The following is a 20,515-nucleotide window of genomic DNA, read 5'->3' on the forward strand; positions in this document are numbered from 1 at the left end:
TTTTATGCGCAAAGTCATGCTTATCACCGGCGGCAGCCGTGGCATCGGCGCAGCCACCGCACGCCTCGCTATCGCCGAAGGCTACGCGGTGTGCATTAACTATCACCAGCAAAGCGCTTCGGCCGAAGCACTGGTTGCCGAGATTAAAATAGCCGGCGGTGAGGCCATTGCATTGCAAGCCAATATTGCCGTTGATAGCGAGGTTGAACAGCTGTTCTTAGCAATAGACCGCTACTTTGGCCGACTCGATGTATTGGTCAATAACGCCGGCATGCTTGAACCGCAGATGCGCTTGGAGCAAATGGACAGCGCTCGCTTGCAACGGGTGTTTGCCACCAATGTGTTTGGCAGCTTTGCCTGCGCCCGCGAGGCCGTGAAACGAATGTCGAAAGATAACGGCGGCCAAGGCGGGGTTATCATCAACCTATCCTCAATTGCCGCCAAACTTGGCGCCCCCGGTGAGTACATCGATTATGCCGCGGCCAAAGGTGCGATCGACAGCATGACTGTGGGCCTAGCCAAAGAAGTCGCCAGCCAGGGTATCCGTGTCAATGCGGTACGCCCCGGCGTGATTGATACCGAGATTCATGCCAGTGGCGGCGAACCCGACCGCGTTGCCAGAGTCAGCCCCAGTGTACCCATGGGCCGGGGCGGTGACGCCGAAGAAGTGGCGCAGGCGATTATCTGGCTGGCCAGTGACAAAGCCTCCTATGCCAGCGGCGCGCTGCTTGATATCAGCGGCGGGCGATGATCATCTAGGGCGCGGCATGCGCAGTTTGATCATCAATACCACCGCCAATGGCGGCCGTGTCAACGCGAAGCTTGGCTGCGCAGATTCTCGAAGACCTGGGGCACCCCATGATGGCCGAAAAGAGCATCGACCACCCAAGACGGCTGTGTATGTACGCCAGCGTTAGGCAACAGTCCTCTAATCGATGATGCCTAGCCGACCAGTTCCGCATTAATGGGTAATGTAACGCCGAGCATGGCATCAATGCGCAGGCAATCACTCTCGCGGCGAATCTGATTGAATAGCACTGTTGCCTCAGGGTAATTACGCGTCAGCAGTGCCAGCCACTGCTTGAGGCGACCGGGCGCGAAACGTGGCGAAAGCTTTTTACGCGCCTGCAGCCAGAATTCACGCAGCATCGGTTGAAGCTCCAGCCACGTCATGGCAACCACAGGCTCACCCGCCTTGACCATGGCGATCTGTCGCGCCAGGTCGGGGCGACTGACCAATCCTCGACCAATCATCACATCATCAACACCACTGACTTCACGACAGCGCTGCCAGTCTTCGACGCACCAGACATCACCATTGGCAAATACCGGAACGTCCACCGCGTCCTTGATCAGCGCCACCCACTCCCAATGCGCAGGCGGCTTGTAGCCTTCGACCTTGGTCCGCGCATGGACCACGATCTGCTGCGCACCGCCTTCGGCCAATGCTTGCGCGCATTCAATGGCACCGCCTTTATCATCAAAACCCAGGCGCATCTTCGCAGTTACCGGGATAGCAGCCGGAACAGTACGACGTACTTCACAAAGGATCTGGTGCAATAACTCAGGCTCTTTCAACAGCACAGCACCACCGCGCGATTTATTCACGGTTTTCGCCGGACAGCCAAAATTCAAATCGATGACTGGCGCGCCTAAGGTGCAAGCGAATGCAGCATTATCGGCCAAACACTGAGGATCAGAGCCGAGCAACTGCACGCGCAACTGCGTACCCGCAAGGGTCTGGGCAGCCGTAAATAACTCTGGGGCCAACTTGCGATAGGCAGAAGCAGGCAGCACACGCTCAGTGACGCGAATAAACTCCGTCACGCACCAATCAATGCCCCCAATACGGGTCAGCACATCACGAAGAATGTGATCGACCAAACCCTCCATGGGCGCCAAAGCGATTTGCATAGCCTTACTCTCGGAAAAAACGTTGCGCAGTGTACGCAGCTAGACGTCTAAGTTGAAATAGTGCCGATCAAACGCGTTTTAAGCCTGCGTGAGAAGGTCGCGAACAAAGGCAAAATACCGGGGTCGCGCTCAAGTACAAGGGAGCTAAATGAGCATTTTCGCCTAATTATTAGGCTGCATTGTCGAGCGCAGTAGTTTTCGCACAGTCTGTTTATTCGGCCTTTTGGTTACACTGCAAGCAAACCAGTCAGATGACACGAAAATCAAGGATCAAGATGGGACGCCAACTTTTGCTATGCGCCGGCATACTGAGCAGCTTCATGTGCCAGGCTTCGCAACAGGTAGAACGGACTCAAATTCATTTTGAAAAAGTCCCCGAATATGCAGCAACAGTCATCATCAGCCGAGATCGCGATGCGCCGACCGCTTGTGATGTTGAGCTACTGATCCCAGGCCAAGCGCCGCTGGCATTGCCCCTCGGCGAATCGGTTGAGTTGAATATTCCAGCAGGCAACTTCAATGTTGAACTCGCACTTTCACCCGCAGGCTATTGCGGCTCCATCAACCTGCACAGTCGACAGTCAATGCTGGTTAAACCCGGAGCGACCCGCTACTTTCAAGTCAGGGTTAGCCAGGACACTATCTTCCTTTCTCCCAGCGCAGCGCCGGGGCAGGAGCCAAACATTCAGTAGCGCGCGTTCGCGGCGCTATAGCTCCATCGGGAACACTGGTTGCAGCGCCTGACCGTAGCCATTAATAAATTCTGCCGGCATGCGCTTGGGTTTGCCGGTTGAAAGCTCGATGCAAACGAAGGTGGTCTTGGCACGCAACAAGGTCACGCCATCTTCCGGTCGGATCAACTGAAAACGCCGGTCCATCTTCAAACGCTGATCAGACTCAACAATCCAGGTTGCCATCTGCAACTCTTGGTCTTCATAAGCGCTGGCCAGGTAGTCAATCTCATGACGCGTCACCGCCATCGCCCGATCCAAGCGGCGGTACTCAACCAAATCCAGTCCCAGAAACTGCGAGTGACGCCAGGCGCAACGCTCCAACCAGCTGACATAGACCGCGTTATTAGCATGCCCAAGTCCGTCGATGTCATCTGCACCCACAATAATGTCGATTACAAATGGATTGGCCATTTCCCAGTTCATCTAGATAGCTCCCCGCGTAAAGCTTGCACACTGCCAGAGCCTAGCAGTTGAAACAACCGCAGGGTGGGACAACCCAAAGCTCGCCCGCCAAATCAGTGCAATTGGCCCACCATTCGCGGCGCAAATGGTGGACACAAAGGTGTTGCCCACCCTGCCATGAACCACATACGTCAGGCATCAAATCGCAGGCAAACAAAAGGGCCATTCTTTGCAGAATGGCCCTTTTAAAACCCGACAAGCGGGTAAAATGGCGTCCCCTAGGGGACTCGAACCCCTGTTACCGCCGTGAAAGGGCGGTGTCCTAGGCCACTAGACGAAGGGGACGAATCCTTCGAAAAACAAGGCCAGCAAAGAGCTGGCCCGTGGCAGATTTAAAACACAAACGTGCTACTGCAAAATTGGTGGAGATAAACGGGATCGAACCGTTGACCTCTTGCATGCCATGCAAGCGCTCTCCCAGCTGAGCTATACCCCCGGATTTATCGCCTCTCGGCTCACAGTACAAAGTACTGCTTTTTAAATAGTGGCGTCCCCTAGGGGACTCGAACCCCTGTTACCGCCGTGAAAGGGCGGTGTCCTAGGCCACTAGACGAAGGGGACGCAAAACCCTTCTAACAACTCGACTCGTTCAATGAACCAGCCGTGGCAAGCCTTTCGGCTTTAAAGAGATTGGTGGAGCTAGACGGGATCGAACCGTCGACCTCTTGCATGCCATGCAAGCGCTCTCCCAGCTGAGCTATAGCCCCATCTCAAGGACGGGGCGCATATTAAGTGCGGCCCTGCCCCCTGTCAACAACATTCTACCCATACAGGCATTCTTTATGCTGACATAACAACCACTTACCCTTCCCCATCAGCATTTAACAAAATGCCTGAAGGTGACGAAGTAATTACTTGATTGAGTTAAACAGCTTTTCCCACTCTTTGTTTTCTTTTTTCGACACTCCGCCCAGCAACTCGATCGCCTGACGCAGGCGGAAACGGGTGAGATCAGGGCCTATGATTTCCATGGCATCGAGTACCGAAACCGAGCTGGCTTGACCGGCAATCGCAGCAAACATCAACGGCATCGCATCACGCAGCTTAAGCTCCATATGCTCAACAACAGCCTGGATACAACCGGTGATATTGTCCTTTTGCCACTGACGCAAGGCTTCAAGCTTCCACAAAATCAACTGCATGACCTGGCGCACTTGATCAGGCGAGAGTTTTTTGTGCTCAAACAAGGCTGCATCCGGATTAACCCCACCGGCGAAGAAAAACCCCGCCAGCGGCGCGATTTGGCTGAACGTTTCAACCCGGCCTTGCACATGAGGCGCGATCTGCTTGATGTAGTCACTATTGAACGCCCACTGCTGCGCACCCGCAATAAAGTCTTCGACGCTCAGCTCACGCATCCACTGACCATTGAGCCAGGACAGTTTCTCCAGATCAAAAATCGGCCCACCCAAGGACACACGCTTGATGTCGAAGTGTTCAACCATCTCATCGAGGGTGAATTTTTCGCGCTCATCAGGCATTGACCAACCCATGCGGCCCAAATAGTTGAGCATGGCTTGCGGCAAGTAGCCCATGCGCTCATAAAAGGTGATGGACGTCGGATTCTTACGCTTCGACAGCTTGCTCTTGTCCGGGTTACGTAACAGCGGCATGTAACACAGCTCGGGCTGCTCCCAGCCAAAATACTCATAGAGCAAAATCAGTTTTGGCGCTGACGGCAGCCACTCTTCGCCACGCAGCACGTGAGTAATGCCCATCAAGTGATCATCGACCACGTTGGCCAAGAAGTAGGTTGGCAGACCATCGGTCTTCATCAACACCTGCATGTCCATGCGATCCCACGGGATCTCAACATCGCCGCGAAGCATATCCGGCACCACACAAACGCCTTCAGTTGGCACTTTCATGCGCACAACATTAGGCTCGCCGGCCGCCAGCCGCTGCTTGACTTCATCGGCGGGCAAATTCATGCACAGGCCGTCGTAACGCGGCGTTTGCTTGGCTTCCATTTGCTCAGCGCGCAACGTGTCCAGCCGCTCAGAGGTGCAGAAGCAATGGAATGCATGGTCTTTATCGACCAGTTCCTGGGTGTACTTCTTATAGATGTCTCCCCGTTCACTCTGCCGGTACGGGCCATGTGGGCCGCCAACGTCTGGGCCTTCGCTCCACTCAATACCCAACCAGCGCAGCGCGTCGAAAATCTGCTGTTCGGATTCACGTGTAGAGCGCAGTTGGTCGGTGTCTTCAATACGCAGAATGAATTCACCGCCATGCTGGCGAGCAAAACACATGTTGAACAAAGCGATATAAGCGGTGCCTACGTGCGGATCGCCGGTAGGCGACGGCGCGATACGGGTACGAACAGTTTTCATGGTTGCTCTCATGCAAGCGGTGCGAGACGCAATGGAACCTGCTGCATCAGGGCGCAGGTTCTTCAAGCGATGATCAGGTTGCCAATATTAGCAGGCCAGCCATGGCTGGCTCCAGTTCGCGTGTCTGCTGCTCAGCCAGACTGCGCATTAAAAAGTCGAGAAAGGTCTTCACTTTCATGGCCTGAAAGCGTCGTGACGGATAGATCGCGTAAACCTCTACAATCGGCAAAGCCGCTTCGGGAAGCAACTCAACCAGTCGGCCTTCGCGGATTGCCAGCTCACAAATCATATTCGGCAAGGCCGCAATCCCAGCGCCCGCCAATGCAGCTTCGCGGGCAAAGGTAATGTTGTTGCACGACAGCACCCGCTCACAGGCAATATTGACATCCAACAGTGGCCAATACCGTGAGCCTTCACCGTGAACGATAATTGCCCGGTGCCTGGTCAATTCCTCACGACTGCCCGGCACCCCATGCAGGGCCAGGTAGTCCGGACTTGCACAGAGCCGGCAACGCGCATCAAACAATTTACGCGCCACCAATGTTGAATCCTGCGGCTGGCCGACCAGAATGACAATATCGACCCCCTCCTCGACCGGATCAACATGGCGTGAAGTCAGCTCAACCTCGGCACTGATGCCTGGGTACTGGCGCATAAACTCCCCAAGTACGCGCCCGAGAAATTGCTGACCAAACTCAACCGAAGAGGTAATGCGCAATAAACCCGAGGGCTCCTGCTGCAACTGCATAACTGCCTGCTCAGCCTCTGCAAAGTCGAGCATGATCTGCCGGCAACGCTCGTAATAAGCCGCACCGACTTCCGTCAGGCGCAATTTGCGGGTGGTGCGGTTAAGCAATCGCACGCCCAAGCGCTCTTCAAGCAAGGCAATGCGCCTGCTCACGGTCGATTTCTGCATGCCCAGGCTGTTGGCGGCCTGGGTAAAGCTGTGGTGCTCGACCACCCGGGTAAAGATCAGCGCGTCATCTAGCCCCATGATTGTTCCTTATAAGCAACAAAGTTTATGAAGTCTAACGGCTAGAGACCGATAAGGAACACTGTTAGATTCGCAGGCATTATTGTCGACGCTTTGAGTCAGCTGCCATGCCCGCCCAATTAAAACGCCGTTTGTTTGTCTTTTTAGCCATTCTTGCGGTCATTGCTGCTGCATTTTTTGCCCACTGGTGGCTGATCGGTCGCTTCCACGAGGAAACTGACAACGCTTATGTCCAAGGCGAGATCACTCGCGTTTCCAGCCAGCTCAGCGCCCGCGTGGAAAAGGTCCTGGTGCAGGACAATCAGCATGTAGACCAAGGCGAGTTGCTGGTCGAGCTGGAAAATAGCGACTTCAAACTGGCCCTGCAGCGCGCCGAGGCAACCTTGGCAACTCGCGAAGCACAGCTCGCCCAGACGCAAAGCACACTGAGTCAGCAAGACAGCATGATCGCGGCCAGCAAGGCCGATGTTGCCGCCAGCGAAGCGACGCTGAGCCGCGCAAAAATCGATATGGAGCGAGCCAAAACCCTGCGAAAGTCGGGCTATATCTCGGAAGAGCGCGTCACCACCCTTGATGCCGACAGCAGTGTTGCCCGCTCACAGGTTGCAAAAGCCGAGGCGGATTTACAGGCACAAAAACAACAAATCGATACCCTTCAAGCTGAAACCAAAAGCCTTAATGCACAAATAGCCAGCGCTCGCGCCGACATCGAACAAGCCAAGCTCAACATCAGCCGCACTGAAATCCGCGCCCCTATCAGCGGTTTTGTCGGCCAGCGCGCGGCACGCAATGGTCAATACGTACAAACCGGGGCCTATTTGATGTCGTTGGTACCCGATCAGGACATCTGGGTTCAGGCCAACTTCAAAGAAACCCAAATTGGCCACATGCGCGCAGGCCAAAGCGCCGAACTGACCTTCGACAGCTTCCCTGACACGCCGATTAAAGGTCAGGTCGACAGCCTGTTTGCGGCTTCCGGAGCACAGTTCAGCTTGCTGCCCCCGGATAATGCCACGGGTAACTTCACCAAGGTGGTGCAGCGCATTCCGGTCAAATTGATGTTTGCCAAAGACAACCCGCTACACGGCCTGATTCGTCCGGGCATGTCGGTTGAAGTCGTGGTCGACATCAGTGATGACCAAAGCCATGGCGGGTGATCAACTTGTCCGGCCCGATGGCGAACCAAGTCGGCGGGACTGGATTGCAGTAATGAGTGTAATGCTGGGTGCCTTTATGGCGGTGCTCGACATTCAAATCACCAACTCATCACTCAAGGATATTCAGGGCGCACTTTCAGCGACACTTGAGGAAGGCTCGTGGATATCCACCTCTTACCTTGTCGCTGAAATCATCATGATTCCACTCACCGCCTGGCTGGTGCAGCTATTGTCTGCCCGGCGCTTAGCGGTTTGGGTATCGATCGGCTTCTTGATTTCTTCACTGCTCTGCTCGATGGCCTGGAGCCTCGACAGCATGATTGTGTTCCGCGCCATGCAGGGCTTCACCGGCGGCGCTCTGATTCCCCTGGCGTTCACCCTGACCCTGATCAAGCTGCCGGAACACCACCGAGCAAAAGGCATGGCACTGTTTGCCATGACCGCCACCTTTGCCCCCTCGATCGGCCCCACGCTGGGCGGATGGCTGACTGAGAATTTTGGCTGGGAATATATTTTCTATATCAATATCCCGCCTGGGCTATTGATGATCGCAGGCTTGCTCTATGGCCTGGAAAAGAAAGCGCCGCACTGGGAATTACTGAAAAGTACCGACTACGCCGGGATTGTCACCCTAGGCGTTGGCCTTGGCTGCCTGCAGGTATTTCTTGAGGAAGGCCATCGCAAAGACTGGCTGGAATCTAACCTGATTGCCGGACTCGGCAGCATTGCCAGTATCAGCTTGATTTTGTTTGTTATTTTGCAATTTTCGCGCAGTAACCCATTGATTAACCTACGGATTCTTGGCGAACGCAACTTTGGCCTGTCCAGTATTTCCAGTGTCGGCCTGGGCATGGGCCTTTACGGCTCGATCTACGTGTTGCCGCTTTATCTGGCGCAAATTCAGGGTTACAACTCCCTGCAAATCGGCGAAGTGATTATGTGGATGGGGGTGCCCCAGCTCTTCCTGATTCCACTGGTTCCGCTGATGATGAAGGTCATCTCACCCAAATGGCTGTGCGCCTTGGGCTTTGGCCTGTTTGGTGCGGCAAGTATTTTATCCGGGGTACTTAACCCGGATTTCGCCGGGGAACAGTTCAACCACATTCAGATTATTCGAGCGCTGGGCCAGCCAATGGTGATGGTTACTGTGTCACTGATCGCCACCTCTTACATCATGCCGCAAGATGCGGGCTCAGCGTCCAGCCTGTTCAATATCTTGCGTAACCTCGGCGGTGCTATTGGCATTGCCTTGCTGGCCACCCTGCTCGACAGCCGCGCCAAAGTGTATTTCGACTATTTGCGCGAATCTCTGGTGCCGAGCAACCCACAGGTTGCCGAGCGCATGACCTTGCTCACCCAGCAACTCGGCAGCGAACAGGCCGCTTTGGCAAAAATCAGTCAAATCACCCACGAGCAGGCCATGATCATGGCTTACAATGACGCATTCCACTGGATTGGCATTGCCTTGTGCATCAGCATGACGGCGGTTCTATTGACCAAAAAGCTGCCTGCCAATACCAATGCTGGCGCAGCAGGTGCTCATTAAGAACGCGCTGAACATGCTGTTCGGCACCGTTTAAATCGCCCATCCTCCCTCAATCAAGGTTGCACGCTGAACATCGGCGTGCATTTTCCAGGCTGAACATGTCCACAATCGATTCCCGCACCCGTACCTTGATGCTGATTGGCGCATTCAGCGTTATCTACATCGGCTGGGGCACAACCTACCTCGCCAATCACTTCCTGCTTCAAGAGCTACCGCCGTTCGTCCTTGGCAGCCTGCGCTTTACCCTGGCAGGGGTTCTGGCATTGCTTTGGGTACTGGCCAGCGGACAATTACGCTTTAACCGCAGTGATATTGGAGGCGTGTTTATCGGCGGTTTATCGCTGATCGCCATTGGCCAAGGCGCATTGATCTACGCCAACCAATATTTGCCGACCGGCATGGTTGCCATGCTGTACACAACATTGCCATTGTGGAGTGTGGCCTTGGAATGGCTGCTCGGTGAACGCCCGCCATTGTGGGTGCTGTGCGGTTTGGCGATTGCCTGTACAGGCATTGTCTTATTGATGAGCAACGGCTTGGACAGCAGCGCCACTTCGGCACAATGGTTTGCCGGTGCGACAGTGGTAACCGCCACGCTGATCTGGGCCACCGGGGCCTGGCTGTTAAGGCAACGCCCTGCATTTGGCTCCAGCTGGTTTGGCCTGAGCCTGCAAATGCTGATGGGTGCCCTGCTCCTGGCGATTTTCGGCGTGCTGCATGGCGACTGGCAAAACCTCCACCTCAGCTCAATGAGCAGCCAATCATGGCTGTGGATGGCCTACTTGGTATTGCCCGTTAGCCTCGGCGTATACCCCGCCTACTTCTGGCTGTTGCGCGAGGTTCGACCAAGCCTTGTGTCGACATTCGCCTTCATTAACCCGGTTGTGGCCTTGCTGCTCGGCTATCTACTGCTCGACGAACACTTGAGCACGCTGGCGATGCTGGCCTGCGGGATCACCCTTGGCGGGGTCATGCTGATTATCTTCGGCAGACGTTGAGAGATCCGCAGGTATTTATGACCGTTAAGGGTGGCCGCCGCAGGGTGCGTCAACGCGAAGCTTGGCCACCACGACTCGCAAAACACCTCAAATATTCGAGAACCTAATGGTGGCCGAAAGAGCGTCGGCCGCCAAAGGCGGCCCAATAACCGGGTCAGACCTTAAGCAGACGCTCACGCAGCTTCTGTACCTCGTCGCGCATTTGAGCCGCTGCTTCAAACTCCAGATCCCGCGCCAACTGGTACATTTTTTCTTCAAGTTGGCGAATACGCTTGGTGATTTCGCTCGGCGAGCGCAGCTCATTTTCATACCGCGCCTGCTCTTCAGCCGCTTTGGCCATGCCTTTGCGCTTGTTGCTGCGCGAGCCCGGCACCACTGCACCTTCAAGAATATCCTGAACATCCTTGAACACGCCTTTGGGCACGATGCCGTTGGCTTCGTTGAACGCAATCTGCTTTTCACGGCGGCGCTCGGTTTCGCCAATGGCGCGCTCCATGGAACCGGTCATGCGGTCGGCATAGAGAATCGCCCGACCATTAAGGTTACGGGCGGCACGGCCAATGGTTTGGATCAATGAGCGTTCAGAGCGCAGGAAGCCCTCTTTATCGGCATCGAGAATCGCCACCAGCGAAACCTCGGGCATGTCCAAGCCTTCACGCAGCAAGTTGATGCCGACCAAGACGTCAAACGCACCGATGCGCAAATCGCGAATAATCTCAACCCGCTCAACCGTGTCGATATCCGAGTGCAAATAGCGCACCCGCACACCGTGATCCGCCAGATAGTCAGTTAAATCCTCCGCCATGCGCTTGGTCAGCGTGGTCACAAGGACGCGCTCCTCAATCGCCACCCGCTTGTGGATTTCGGACAGCAGATCATCCACCTGAGTTAAGGCAGGTCGCACTTCAATTTGCGGGTCAACCAAACCGGTTGGACGCACCACCTGCTCGATCACCCGTCCAGCGTGCTCAGCCTCATAAGGCCCCGGCGTCGCCGAAACAAAGATGGTCTGCGGACTGGCGTTTTCCCACTCTTCAAAACGCATAGGCCGGTTGTCCAGCGCCGACGGCAAGCGGAACCCGTACTCGACCAAGGTTTCTTTACGTGAGCGGTCGCCCTTATACATAGCCCCCACCTGCGGCACGCTGACGTGGGACTCGTCGATAACCAGCAAGGCTTGATCTGGTAAATAGTCGTACAAGGTCGGCGGCGCATCGCCAGAATCACGCCCGGAGAGGTAGCGCGAGTAGTTTTCGATGCCGTTGCAATAACCCAACTCGATAATCATCTCCAGATCAAAGCGGGTGCGCTGCTCTAAACGCTGTGCCTCAACCAATTTACCGGCACCACGCAGGTATTCGAGGCGCTCGGCCAATTCAACTTTGATCTTCTCGACGGCTTCCAGCAGGGTCTCACGAGGCGTCACATAGTGGCTTTTCGGATAGAAGGTAAAGCGTGGCAGCTTGCGGATCACCTCGCCCGTGAGCGGATCAAAGGCTGAGATACTTTCAACCTCATCATCAAACAACTCGATACGGATGGCTTCCAAATCGGATTCAGCCGGGAAGATGTCGATCACGTCACCGCGAACCCGGAAGGTCGAACGAGCAAAGTCCATGTCATTGCGGGTGTATTGCAGATCAGCCAAGCGCCGCAGCAAGGCGCGCTGATCCATCTTGTCACCACGATCGACGTGCAGCACCATCTTCAAATACAACTCAGGACTGCCTAAGCCATAAATGCACGAAACAGTGGTGACAATAATTGCATCAGGCCGCTCAAGCAGAGCCTTGGTCGCAGAAAGACGCATCTGTTCGATGTGATCGTTTATTGAGGCGTCTTTTTCAATAAAGGTATCAGACGATGGCACATAGGCTTCGGGCTGATAGTAGTCGTAGTAGGAAACAAAATACTCGACCGCATTATTGGGGAAGAATGTCTTGAACTCGCCGTAGAGCTGAGCGGCCAGTGTTTTGTTTGGTGCCAGCACCAGTGTCGGCCGGTTGATTTGGGCGATCACATTGGCGATGCTGAAGGTCTTGCCCGACCCCGTCACCCCCAGCAATGTTTGATGCGAAAGCCCTGCTTCAAGACCCTCCACCATCTGCCGGATTGCCTCAGGCTGATCGCCTGCAGGCTGAAAACGGGTAACCAGTTCAAAATCAGACATAACTAACCTCAACAAACGATGTGACGCGACCACACAGAGTACGTCAAACCTTGAGAAAAGCGTGCATACGCTGTCGCAGCACGTGATCCAGCCCGCTATACTAACGGGCCACTGACGCATTCCCTAATGCTGAACATTACGGGATGCCTGACACTCACTCCCTCAAAACAGAGCTGCCACACTCATGAGTCTGTTCACCGCCGTCGAAATGGCTCCGCGCGATCCCATCCTGGGCCTCAACGAAGCATTCAACGCAGATACCCGTGCCCATAAGGTTAACCTTGGCGTTGGCGTATACACCAACGAAGAAGGCCGCATTCCTCTTCTACGCGCAGTGGCTGAGGCGGAAAAAGCACGCATTGAAGCCCACGCACCCCGTGGCTACCTGCCAATTGAAGGCATTGCAGCCTACGATCACGCAGTTCAGACCCTGTTGTTCGGCAGCAACTCCCGCCTGGTTAGCGAAGGCCGCGTTATTACCACCCAAGCTCTGGGCGGCACCGGCGCGCTCAAGGTCGGCGCGGATTTCATTAAGCGTTTGCTCCCTGACGCCTGCGTTGCCATCAGCGACCCAAGCTGGGAAAACCACCGCGCGCTATTTGAAGCGGCCGGCTTTCCGGTTCGCAACTACCGCTACTACGACGCATTCAGCAACGGGGTAAACCGTGGCGGCATGCTCGAAGACTTGAAGAATCTGCCGCTGCGCTCGGTTGTGGTGCTTCACGCCTGCTGCCACAACCCAACTGGCGTCGATCTGAACATTGAAGACTGGCAAGCGATTCTGGAGATTCTCCGTGAGCGCGAGCATGTGCCATTCTTGGACATCGCCTATCAGGGCTTTGGTGACGGCATCGAAGAAGACGCTGCAGCCGTGCGCTTATTTGCACAATCGGGGCTGACCTTCTTCGTTTCAAGCTCGTTCTCGAAATCTTTCTCGCTGTACGGCGAGCGTGTAGGTGCGCTGTCTATCGTCACCGGCTCAAGCGACGAGACCAGCCGCGTACTTTCGCAGGTTAAACGGGTCATCCGCACCAACTACTCCAACCCACCGACACACGGCGCCAGTGTTGTTGCCACCGTGCTTAACACGCCTGAGCTGCGCGCAATGTGGGAACAAGAGCTGGGCGAAATGCGCGATCGCATTCGTCACATGCGCATGAGCATGGTTGAGCAATTGGCGGCCCTTGGCGCTAAACGCGACTTCAGCTTCGTCGCCCAACAGCGCGGAATGTTCTCCTATTCAGGTTTGACCACTGAGCAGGTTGAACGTTTGAAATCGGAGTTTGGCATCTACGCAGTCGGCACAGGGCGTATTTGCGTGGCTGCGCTGAACACTCGCAACCTGCCTGCCGTGACCGAAGCGATCGCCAAAGTGCTTTAAAATTAAAAAAGGGGGATTCAGAGGCTTGACTTCCCCTTAATAATCAGTAGGATACGCGTCGTTGTTCCGCGATAGCTCAGTTGGTAGAGCAAATGACTGTTAATCATTGGGTCCCTGGTTCGAGTCCAGGTCGTGGAGCCAACTTTGTCGGGGTATAGCGCAGTCCGGTAGCGCGCCTGCTTTGGGAGCAGGATGTCGGGAGTTCGAATCCCCCTACCCCGACCACTATTTGGGTCGTTAGCTCAGTTGGTAGAGCAGTTGGCTTTTAACCAATTGGTCGTAGGTTCGAATCCCACACGACCCACCATTTTCGCTCTTGCTGTTGAGAAGAGTTGAATCTTAGAAGCACAGCCATTCGCTGTGTTTCAATTGAAAAAAGCGCCGATAAGGCGCTTTTTTTATGCTTGCAATACTGCGCTACTTAACACTGAGCCTGTCGCGATTCTGCTCAAGAATAGCCGCCCCAATGCCTTTGACTTCCAGCAACTCGTCAACCGAGGCAAATGCCCCAGCTTTTTGACGATAGGCAACAATAGCCTTGGCCTTCGCTTCGCCAACCCCCTTGAGCGCTTGCTGTAACGTTGCCGCGTCGGCGGTATTCAAATTTATGCTGGCTTGAGCCTGCTCAGCAGCAGGCTGCGCCTTGGCTACTGGCTCTGCTGCGCTGAGCGTAAAAGGGGTAACAGCACACGCCAAGGCCAACAGCGCTGAATAGATATAAGTACGCATGATTGAACGTCCTGTTCAGGTGATCGGGCTCACCGCCCGAACTGCACGAGGGTGCAATGCGCCGACCCTAGCGTCACCCATCTGCGAAGCAAACCGAACCAACGATCAATCCTCAGTCGACCACTGCGCTGCTGCATACTTGAGTTGTTGCATTTGCTTGTGCCGAAGTGCGCGCGTATCCGTTACCATTGCCAGCGTCTTCCTCTGTGCGCCTGACTATGCCTGCCATCCAACGACCTTCCCTCGCCGCCTACCTGCTCAGCACTGTATTAGGATTAATCCTTTTAACCGGGCTTTGGTATGGACTTGGTAAACCTGTGCACCTGGCCGATGTTGCCAGCCCATCACACAAGATGCAGTGCGCTTCCTACACCCCTTTTGGCAAAGACCAGTCACCGTTCGTGAAACCCTTGCGCATCAGCAATGAGCGTATGGACATCGACCTCGGACTACTCGCCAAGCGCTTTAACTGCCTGCGAACCTACTCGGTCACAGGCCTTGAAGCCCTGCCGGACCTCGCCAAAAAGCATGGCCTGACCCTGATGATTGGCGCTTGGGTCAGCCGCAGCCCAGTGGAAACTCAGATCGAAATCAAGGGCGCGATCAAAGCGGCCAATGCTCACCCTGACGTGATCAAGGCGGTGATCGTCGGCAACGAAACCTTGCTGCGCAAGGAGGTCACGTCTAAACAGCTAATCAAACTGATCGAGCAGGTGAAGGCCGGCATACAGCAACCGGTCACCTATGCCGATGTCTGGGAATTCTGGCTAAAGCATCCTGAAATCGCACCAGCAGTGGATTTTTTGACCATCCACCTGCTGCCTTATTGGGAAGATAACCCGGCAGGCATCGATACTGCGCTGGCGCAGGTCGCCAAGGTACACAACATATTTGCCAAGAAATTCGCCCCCAAAGATATTCTCATTGGCGAGACGGGTTGGCCCAGCGAAGGGCGTCAACGTGAAACCGCCCTGCCAAGCCGGGTAAACCAAGCCAAATTCATCCGCGGCTTTGTGACCATGGCGGAAGAAAACGGCTGGCGCTACAACTTGATTGAAGCCTTTGACCAACCATGGAAACGCACCAGCGAAGGTGCCGTCGGCGGCTATTGGGGCTTATTTGATGCTGACCGCAATGACAAGTCGATACTCGCGGGTAGCGTCTCAAACCTGCCAAACTGGCCGTCCTGGCTGGGTTTGAGCGCCTTGCTGTATGGGGCAATGTTGCTGCTCGCCTGGCGACCACAAACCCTGGGCAACAGCCTTATCCAGCCGTTACTGATCGCCGTTGGCGTTGGCTGCATGGGGCTTTGGGCTGAACTGAGCCTGATCACCAGCCGCTACGTCGGTGAATGGCTATGGGCAGGCGCGCTGCTGGCACTCAATATGATTGTGCTGATGCATATCAGCTTGGCCCTGACAAACAGCGCGGGTTGGCGTCGGGCGCTGTTTAACGGACTGGATAAGCGTCGTCATTGGTGGTTAATTGCGGCTGGCTTTGCCGGTGCAGTGATGATGCTGGCAATGGTCACCGATGCACGCTATCGCAGTTTCCCGAGCGCTGCACTGCTATTACCAGCGCTGGTTTACCTGTGGCGTCCGGTTGCAGGCTTTCGCCGCGAAACACTGGCGCTACTGGTCATAATAGCCGCAGGAATCCCCCTACAACTGTTTGAAGAAACCCTGGGCAATATTCAGGCAATCGGTTGGGCGCTGGTCAGCGCCCTGCTCGCAGCGGCTTTGTGGCGCAGCCTGCAACGACCTCAAACCACTCTGTAAATCCGTGGGCGGGTAACGCTTGTTACCCGCCATTTGCAGGCGCTGGTATTGGCTGTGGTGGGCAAGCTTCGCTAGGGCTTGCGCACCACACGCAGCACAGCAATCACCACAGCGAAAACTGAAATACTGGCGCTGTACAGCACCAGCCCTGCCAACCCCAGCAGCAGCCCCGGCACCGCCATCCACCAACCCAAACGCCCGGGCAGCACAAAGCTAAGCCCAGCAAAGACTATGGCCGTCCACGCGATGATCCCCAAGTGAATAAATAAGCCCAGGGTTGAACGCACACCACAGGCAAAGAGTTCCGGTGTATCAGCGCAGGTGCCCACCCACTCATCGCCTTCCATCAGGCCATAACGCAAGCCGTAACACGCAGCAAGACTCAATAAAACCAGCACAACCAGAATGGCCAGGGACCGAGGGCGAGGCATGTATCACTCCAAATAAAATAAGCGGCGACCAGAATATCCAAGCGGGGTGTGGATGCAAGTCTTGTTGATCAACGCCGCTCATACCGGCATGCTTGGCAGGATGAGCCAAAAAGGAAGTTTTATGAACCGCATTAACGTTCGCTCAGCCACACGCGCCGATATGCCTTTGATTTTGAGTCTTGTCGCCGAACTGGCGGAATATGAAAAACTCAGTGATCAGATCACCTCTGACCCTGAAGAATTCGCCAACCATCTGTTTGGTCCCCGCCCCTATGCCGAAGTGCTTATCGGCGAACTTGATGGCGAAGCCAATGGATTTGCATTATTTTTCCATAATTTCTCGACATTTCTTGGTAAACCCGGCATTTATCTTGAGGATCTGTACGTACGTACCCACACACGCGGCTCGGGACTTGGCAAAGCATTGCTTGGCACCCTGGCCAAACTTGCCGTCACCCGAGGCTGTGGTCGTCTAGAATGGTCGGTGCTTGATTGGAATGAGCCGGCGATTGGTTTCTATAAACAACTCGGTGCTCATTCACTAGAAGACTGGACCCAGTTCCGCCTGACCGGCGATGCACTGCAAAATCTGGCAAAAAATACTGATGAACTGGCACTTGCTTAGCTTACGATTGTCATAAATCGATACTTCAATATTACGTCTACTTCTAAAGGGACTTTAACCATGTCGCTTACCCGCCGCCTTGCTGCGCTCGTCTGCGGCCTAACCCTCAGTGCTCCACTGTGGGCGGCAGATGTAGACATCGAAAGCTATGGCTACCCGATCACCAATCCGTTTGAGGCGACTATCGCCACAACGCCACCCGAACTGCGCCCGAGCCTGCCTGACGACAGTGATATCGATCAGAGCGACTATAAGGTGCTGCTGCATCCTGAGCGTGAGTACGAACTGCCGGATAACCTCTGGGCTGTGACCAAGATGCGCTACCGCTTGGCACGACAAGACGGTAAAGCACCTTTGGTATTTATCATTGCAGGCACCGGGGCCAGCTATTCCAGCTCCACCCCGGAATACCTGAAGAAGCTGTTTTACCAGGCCGGCTACCATGTGGTTCAGCTGTCCTCTCCGACCAGCTATGACTTTATGGCCTCTGCCTCACGTCATGCCACTCCGGGCCTTTCAGAAGACGATGCCGACGATCTGTACCGCGCCATGCAAGCCGTGCGTGCGCAACATCCAGACTTGGAGGTCAGCGACTACTACCTGACCGGCTATAGCCTGGGCGCACTTAACGCAGCCTTCGTCAGCAAGCTCGACGAGGAACGGCGCAGCTTTAACTTCAAACGGGTGTTGCTGCTCAACCCACCGGTCAATCTCTACACCTCCATCAGCAACCTCAATAAGCTGGTGCAGACCAAGGTTGCCGGGATCAATAACAACAGAAACTTCTTTGACCTGATCCTCGGTAAGTTGGCACGCTATTTCGAGCAAAAAGGCTACATCGATATGAATGAAGCCATGCTCTATGAGTTCCAAATGTCCAAGGAGCACTTGACCAACGAACAGATGGCAATGCTGATTGGCACCGTCTTCCGCTTCTCGTCGTCGGATATCGCCTACACCTCAGACTTGCTCAACCGACGCGGCCTGATCACACCTCCCGGTACTGTCATTAAAGCCAATACCGACATGACGCCTTATCTGCGTCGTGCATTGCAGTGCGATTTTGACTGCTACATGCGTGAACAACTGATCCCCATGTGGCGCGCCCGCTACGACGGCGGCAGCCTTGATCAACTGGTTAACAAGGTCAGCCTCTATGCACTCGAGGATTACCTCAAGACCAGCAAAAAGATCTCAGTCATGCACAACGCTGACGACATCATCCTCGGCCCAGGCGATCTTGGCTTCCTGCGCCGCACCATGGGCGACCGTTTGACCGTGTACCCTCTTGGTGGGCATTGCGGCAACTTAAACTACCGCGTCAACAGCGACGCTATGCTGGAGTTCTTCCGTGGTTAAGAAAATCCTCCTGCTCGCCCTGTTGTTCAGTGCAGACGTTGCCTGGGCCGACACAACACCGCCAATCGGTGACGATGGCTTCAAGAACCCCCTTGAGAGGCTTCAGTTCAACCCAGGCCTGGATCAGCACGTATTCGAACAGTCGAGTTTCGAAGCGCTGGATGTCTATGACCCATGGGAGTCAATGAACCGACGCATCTACCACTTCAACTATCGCTTTGATGAGTGGGTGTTCATCCCTGTGGTTGATGGCTACCGTTGGATCACACCTGATTTTGTGGAAAGTGGGGTCAGCAATTTCTTTGCGAACATCGGTGACATCAGCAACCTTGCCAATAGCCTGCTGCAATTCAAGGGCAAGCGCTCGATGGATATCACCGCCCGCTTGCTGCTAAATACCACCATTGGCGTGCTCGGCGTTTGGGACCCGGCAACCAAGATGGGTATACCCAAGCAACGTGAAGACTTCGGCCAAACCCTTGGTTTCTACGGCGTGCCCGCAGGCCCTTACCTGATGGTGCCGGTACTGGGCCCTTCAAGTCTGCGTGATGGCACTGGTTTGGTAGCAGATTTTGAAGGTCTGGCCACACTCGACTTCCTCGATTTCTTCGCGTTCAGCTTCGATTCGCCACAGCTGGAAGTCAGTACACTGTGGGCCATCGATACGCGCTCTACGGTTAACTTCCGTTACGGCCAACTCAACTCACCGTTTGAGTACGAGAAAATCCGCTACTTCTACACCGAAGCGCGAAAGCTGCAAATTAACGAGTAACCTCACGCCTGCTCAATTGAAAACGCCCAGCTCAAACTGGGCGTTTTTTTATGCCTGAATAAAATTAACAGCCTGTAAGCGGCGATTAATAAATCGATAAATCCGATTATTTACTCAAGTATTTAGCGACCATTAATCTAATAGATCGCACTACCATAGCCACAACCTGAATGAGGAGGTGCTTGATGAAACCCATGCGCAAAATTCTCTCCGTACAACCCGGTCAGCCGGCATCTGACGGCGCAGGCGTTAAGCTCAACCGAGTTATCGGTGGGGGTGGCCTGGAGCGTTTTGATCCGTTTTTGATGCTCGACGAGTTCGCCACAGAAAATCCAGATGATTACATTGCGGGCTTCCCACCCCACCCTCATCGCGGCTTTGAAACCATCACCTATATGATTGAAGGGCGCATGCGCCATGAAGATCATATGGGCAATGTCGGCCTGCTTGAAAGCGGCAGCGTGCAATGGATGACGGCTGCGCGCGGGGTAATCCATAGCGAGATGCCCGAACAGCAAGATGGTGCCATGCGCGGCTTCCAGCTGTGGCTCAACCTGCCGGCAAAAAGCAAGCTGAACGACCCGGATTACCGTGATATCCCGGCCAGTGACATCCCACGGGTGACCACAGCCGAAGGTGTTGAAGTGGTGGTTATTGCAGGCCAGTTCAGCGATGGCAGTATCAAACAAGCGGGTGCGGTGCAACGCCCTGATACCGACCCTCAATATTTTGACTTGCACCTACCTGCTGGCAGCCAGATTCAGCCCCAAATACCCGACGGCCATCGCCTGATGCTTTACGTCTATGAAGGTAGCCTGCAATTGCCGCAAACAGGTGCAGACACCATAGCGACGGGGCGACTTGTGCGATTGGGCGATCAGGGGGACATACAACTGAGCAGCCTCACGGGCGCTAAAGTCTTGCTGATCGCAGGCAAACCCATTGGTGAGCCAATCGTCCAGTACGGACCCTTTGTGATGAACAGCCACGAGGAGATCGAACAGGCATTGCGTGATTTTCGCGATGGAGTATTGGCGTAGGCGATCAGCCCGAGGCCAACACAAAGCTCGGCTGCGGTGCAGGTGCAAGCGCAAATTCCCGACGATTGTGGCGGCAAATGGTGGCCGAAAAA

General features: G+C 54.9%; 18 protein-coding genes and 7 tRNA genes. 14 read left to right on the plus strand and 11 right to left on the minus strand.

Annotated features, from left to right (window positions below; all coding sequences use genetic code 11):
- The first annotated feature begins 4 nt into the window (after positions 1 to 4).
- Positions 5 to 751: an SDR family oxidoreductase gene (locus ACIGCM_RS02140; RefSeq protein ID WP_397500387.1), complete on the plus strand. Its 747-nt coding sequence runs from the start codon at positions 5 to 7 to the stop codon at positions 749 to 751.
- A 191-nt stretch (positions 752 to 942) separates the two neighbouring features.
- On the opposite strand, the gene ACIGCM_RS02145 is transcribed toward ACIGCM_RS02140, so the two are convergent.
- Positions 943 to 1,914, minus strand: a complete 972-nt coding sequence (locus ACIGCM_RS02145; protein ID WP_397500388.1) for a tRNA dihydrouridine synthase — start codon at positions 1,912 to 1,914, stop codon at positions 943 to 945.
- 275 nt (positions 1,915 to 2,189) lie between these two features.
- Between ACIGCM_RS02145 and ACIGCM_RS02150 the strand changes: the two genes are divergently transcribed.
- The gene (locus ACIGCM_RS02150) at positions 2,190 to 2,606 is read left to right on the plus strand and encodes a hypothetical protein (protein ID WP_397500389.1); all 417 of its coding nucleotides are present in this window, start codon (positions 2,190 to 2,192) and stop codon (positions 2,604 to 2,606) included.
- Positions 2,607 to 2,621: 15 nt separating this feature from the next.
- On the opposite strand, the gene ACIGCM_RS02155 is transcribed toward ACIGCM_RS02150, so the two are convergent.
- From ACIGCM_RS02155 to ACIGCM_RS02185, 7 genes are all read right to left on the minus strand, one after another.
- Positions 2,622 to 3,071 (minus strand): acyl-CoA thioesterase, encoded by a 450-nt coding sequence (locus ACIGCM_RS02155; protein WP_397500390.1) that lies wholly within the window; start codon positions 3,069 to 3,071, stop codon positions 2,622 to 2,624.
- Between the two features lie 248 nt (positions 3,072 to 3,319).
- Positions 3,320 to 3,395: transfer RNA gene (locus ACIGCM_RS02160), tRNA-Glu, on the minus strand.
- A 75-nt stretch (positions 3,396 to 3,470) separates the two neighbouring features.
- Positions 3,471 to 3,546: transfer RNA gene (locus ACIGCM_RS02165), tRNA-Ala, on the minus strand.
- A gap of 49 nt (positions 3,547 to 3,595) precedes the next feature.
- Positions 3,596 to 3,671 (minus strand) — tRNA-Glu (locus ACIGCM_RS02170).
- A gap of 70 nt (positions 3,672 to 3,741) precedes the next feature.
- Positions 3,742 to 3,817, minus strand: a tRNA-Ala gene (locus ACIGCM_RS02175).
- A 144-nt stretch (positions 3,818 to 3,961) separates the two neighbouring features.
- Complete coding sequence (gltX, locus tag ACIGCM_RS02180) at positions 3,962 to 5,443, minus strand: glutamate--tRNA ligase (protein WP_397500391.1); 1,482 nt, start codon at positions 5,441 to 5,443, stop codon at positions 3,962 to 3,964.
- 73 nt (positions 5,444 to 5,516) lie between these two features.
- Positions 5,517 to 6,437 (minus strand): LysR family transcriptional regulator, encoded by a 921-nt coding sequence (locus ACIGCM_RS02185; RefSeq protein ID WP_397500392.1) that lies wholly within the window; start codon positions 6,435 to 6,437, stop codon positions 5,517 to 5,519.
- Between the two features lie 107 nt (positions 6,438 to 6,544).
- On the opposite strand from ACIGCM_RS02185, the gene ACIGCM_RS02190 reads away from it, so the two are divergent.
- The 3 genes from ACIGCM_RS02190 to ACIGCM_RS02200 all read left to right on the plus strand — a co-directional run bounded on the left by ACIGCM_RS02190 (position 6,545) and on the right by ACIGCM_RS02200 (position 10,138).
- Positions 6,545 to 7,594 (plus strand): HlyD family secretion protein, encoded by a 1,050-nt coding sequence (locus tag ACIGCM_RS02190; RefSeq protein WP_397500393.1) that lies wholly within the window; start codon positions 6,545 to 6,547, stop codon positions 7,592 to 7,594.
- On the plus strand, positions 7,584 to 9,140 hold the full coding sequence (locus ACIGCM_RS02195) for an MDR family MFS transporter (protein ID WP_397501092.1): 1,557 nt from the start codon (positions 7,584 to 7,586) through the stop codon (positions 9,138 to 9,140). Before ACIGCM_RS02190 ends, ACIGCM_RS02195 begins: the two co-directional genes overlap by 11 nt.
- A 98-nt stretch (positions 9,141 to 9,238) precedes the next feature.
- Complete coding sequence (locus ACIGCM_RS02200) at positions 9,239 to 10,138, plus strand: EamA family transporter (RefSeq protein ID WP_397500394.1); 900 nt, start codon at positions 9,239 to 9,241, stop codon at positions 10,136 to 10,138.
- Between the two features lie 154 nt (positions 10,139 to 10,292).
- On the opposite strand, the gene uvrB is transcribed toward ACIGCM_RS02200, so the two are convergent.
- Positions 10,293 to 12,308, minus strand: coding sequence for an excinuclease ABC subunit UvrB (gene uvrB / locus ACIGCM_RS02205; protein WP_397500395.1), 2,016 nt, complete (start codon positions 12,306 to 12,308; stop codon positions 10,293 to 10,295).
- 184 nt (positions 12,309 to 12,492) lie between these two features.
- Here uvrB and ACIGCM_RS02210 point away from each other — a divergent pair, with 184 nt between their 5' ends.
- From ACIGCM_RS02210 to ACIGCM_RS02225, 4 genes are all read left to right on the plus strand, one after another.
- A complete protein-coding gene (locus ACIGCM_RS02210) occupies positions 12,493 to 13,689 on the plus strand; it encodes an amino acid aminotransferase (RefSeq protein WP_397500396.1) in 1,197 nt (398 codons plus the stop codon).
- A 65-nt stretch (positions 13,690 to 13,754) separates the two neighbouring features.
- Positions 13,755 to 13,830, plus strand: a tRNA-Asn gene (locus ACIGCM_RS02215).
- A 7-nt stretch (positions 13,831 to 13,837) separates the two neighbouring features.
- Positions 13,838 to 13,914, plus strand: a tRNA-Pro gene (locus ACIGCM_RS02220).
- A 6-nt stretch (positions 13,915 to 13,920) separates the two neighbouring features.
- Positions 13,921 to 13,996, plus strand: a tRNA-Lys gene (locus ACIGCM_RS02225).
- A gap of 110 nt (positions 13,997 to 14,106) precedes the next feature.
- Here the strand turns inward: ACIGCM_RS02225 and ACIGCM_RS02230 are convergent.
- Positions 14,107 to 14,418 carry a ComEA family DNA-binding protein gene (locus tag ACIGCM_RS02230; protein WP_397500397.1) on the minus strand — a complete coding sequence of 104 codons (312 nt, stop codon included), beginning with the start codon at positions 14,416 to 14,418 and terminating at the stop codon, positions 14,107 to 14,109.
- A 218-nt stretch (positions 14,419 to 14,636) separates the two neighbouring features.
- On the opposite strand from ACIGCM_RS02230, the gene ACIGCM_RS02235 reads away from it, so the two are divergent.
- On the plus strand, positions 14,637 to 16,196 hold the full coding sequence (locus tag ACIGCM_RS02235) for a beta (1-6) glucans synthase (protein ID WP_397500398.1): 1,560 nt from the start codon (positions 14,637 to 14,639) through the stop codon (positions 16,194 to 16,196).
- Positions 16,197 to 16,267: 71 nt separating this feature from the next.
- On the opposite strand, the gene ACIGCM_RS02240 is transcribed toward ACIGCM_RS02235, so the two are convergent.
- Positions 16,268 to 16,627 (minus strand): hypothetical protein, encoded by a 360-nt coding sequence (locus tag ACIGCM_RS02240; protein ID WP_397500399.1) that lies wholly within the window; start codon positions 16,625 to 16,627, stop codon positions 16,268 to 16,270.
- 121 nt (positions 16,628 to 16,748) lie between these two features.
- Between ACIGCM_RS02240 and ACIGCM_RS02245 the strand changes: the two genes are divergently transcribed.
- The 4 genes from ACIGCM_RS02245 to ACIGCM_RS02260 all read left to right on the plus strand — a co-directional run bounded on the left by ACIGCM_RS02245 (position 16,749) and on the right by ACIGCM_RS02260 (position 20,423).
- Positions 16,749 to 17,252, plus strand: a complete 504-nt coding sequence (locus tag ACIGCM_RS02245) for a GNAT family N-acetyltransferase (RefSeq protein WP_397501093.1) — start codon at positions 16,749 to 16,751, stop codon at positions 17,250 to 17,252.
- A gap of 60 nt (positions 17,253 to 17,312) precedes the next feature.
- Positions 17,313 to 18,611 carry a serine/threonine protein kinase gene (locus ACIGCM_RS02250; protein ID WP_397500400.1) on the plus strand — a complete coding sequence of 433 codons (1,299 nt, stop codon included), beginning with the start codon at positions 17,313 to 17,315 and terminating at the stop codon, positions 18,609 to 18,611.
- Positions 18,604 to 19,383, plus strand: a complete 780-nt coding sequence (locus tag ACIGCM_RS02255; RefSeq protein WP_397500401.1) for a VacJ family lipoprotein — start codon at positions 18,604 to 18,606, stop codon at positions 19,381 to 19,383. The genes ACIGCM_RS02250 and ACIGCM_RS02255 overlap by 8 nt, the downstream gene beginning before the upstream one ends.
- Positions 19,384 to 19,568: 185 nt before the next feature.
- On the plus strand, positions 19,569 to 20,423 hold the full coding sequence (locus ACIGCM_RS02260; protein ID WP_397500402.1) for a pirin family protein: 855 nt from the start codon (positions 19,569 to 19,571) through the stop codon (positions 20,421 to 20,423).
- Positions 20,424 to 20,515 lie beyond the last annotated feature (92 nt).

This window comes from Pseudomonas sp. NPDC078700, from assembly GCF_044542375.1.
Lineage (GTDB): Bacteria > Pseudomonadota > Gammaproteobacteria > Pseudomonadales > Pseudomonadaceae > Aquipseudomonas.

What these genes read in the sequence shown, in the direction of transcription:
- uvrB (WP_397500395.1), bottom strand. Translation starts at nt 12,308, where the DNA reads ATGTCTGATTTTGAACTGGTTACCCGTTTTCAGCCTGCAGGCGATCAG.
- ACIGCM_RS02210 (WP_397500396.1), top strand. Translation starts at nt 12,493, where the DNA reads ATGAGTCTGTTCACCGCCGTCGAAATGGCTCCGCGCGATCCCATCCTG.
- ACIGCM_RS02155 (WP_397500390.1), bottom strand. Translation starts at nt 3,071, where the DNA reads ATGAACTGGGAAATGGCCAATCCATTTGTAATCGACATTATTGTGGGT.
- ACIGCM_RS02240 (WP_397500399.1), bottom strand. Translation starts at nt 16,627, where the DNA reads ATGCCTCGCCCTCGGTCCCTGGCCATTCTGGTTGTGCTGGTTTTATTG.
- ACIGCM_RS02145 (WP_397500388.1), bottom strand. Translation starts at nt 1,914, where the DNA reads ATGCAAATCGCTTTGGCGCCCATGGAGGGTTTGGTCGATCACATTCTT.
- ACIGCM_RS02190 (WP_397500393.1), top strand. Translation starts at nt 6,545, where the DNA reads ATGCCCGCCCAATTAAAACGCCGTTTGTTTGTCTTTTTAGCCATTCTT.
- ACIGCM_RS02195 (WP_397501092.1), top strand. Translation starts at nt 7,584, where the DNA reads ATGGCGGGTGATCAACTTGTCCGGCCCGATGGCGAACCAAGTCGGCGG.
- ACIGCM_RS02140 (WP_397500387.1), top strand. Translation starts at nt 5, where the DNA reads ATGCGCAAAGTCATGCTTATCACCGGCGGCAGCCGTGGCATCGGCGCA.
- ACIGCM_RS02235 (WP_397500398.1), top strand. Translation starts at nt 14,637, where the DNA reads ATGCCTGCCATCCAACGACCTTCCCTCGCCGCCTACCTGCTCAGCACT.
- ACIGCM_RS02250 (WP_397500400.1), top strand. Translation starts at nt 17,313, where the DNA reads ATGTCGCTTACCCGCCGCCTTGCTGCGCTCGTCTGCGGCCTAACCCTC.
- ACIGCM_RS02200 (WP_397500394.1), top strand. Translation starts at nt 9,239, where the DNA reads ATGTCCACAATCGATTCCCGCACCCGTACCTTGATGCTGATTGGCGCA.
- ACIGCM_RS02230 (WP_397500397.1), bottom strand. Translation starts at nt 14,418, where the DNA reads ATGCGTACTTATATCTATTCAGCGCTGTTGGCCTTGGCGTGTGCTGTT.
- ACIGCM_RS02245 (WP_397501093.1), top strand. Translation starts at nt 16,749, where the DNA reads ATGAACCGCATTAACGTTCGCTCAGCCACACGCGCCGATATGCCTTTG.
- ACIGCM_RS02185 (WP_397500392.1), bottom strand. Translation starts at nt 6,437, where the DNA reads ATGGGGCTAGATGACGCGCTGATCTTTACCCGGGTGGTCGAGCACCAC.
- gltX (WP_397500391.1), bottom strand. Translation starts at nt 5,443, where the DNA reads ATGAAAACTGTTCGTACCCGTATCGCGCCGTCGCCTACCGGCGATCCG.
- ACIGCM_RS02260 (WP_397500402.1), top strand. Translation starts at nt 19,569, where the DNA reads ATGAAACCCATGCGCAAAATTCTCTCCGTACAACCCGGTCAGCCGGCA.
- ACIGCM_RS02150 (WP_397500389.1), top strand. Translation starts at nt 2,190, where the DNA reads ATGGGACGCCAACTTTTGCTATGCGCCGGCATACTGAGCAGCTTCATG.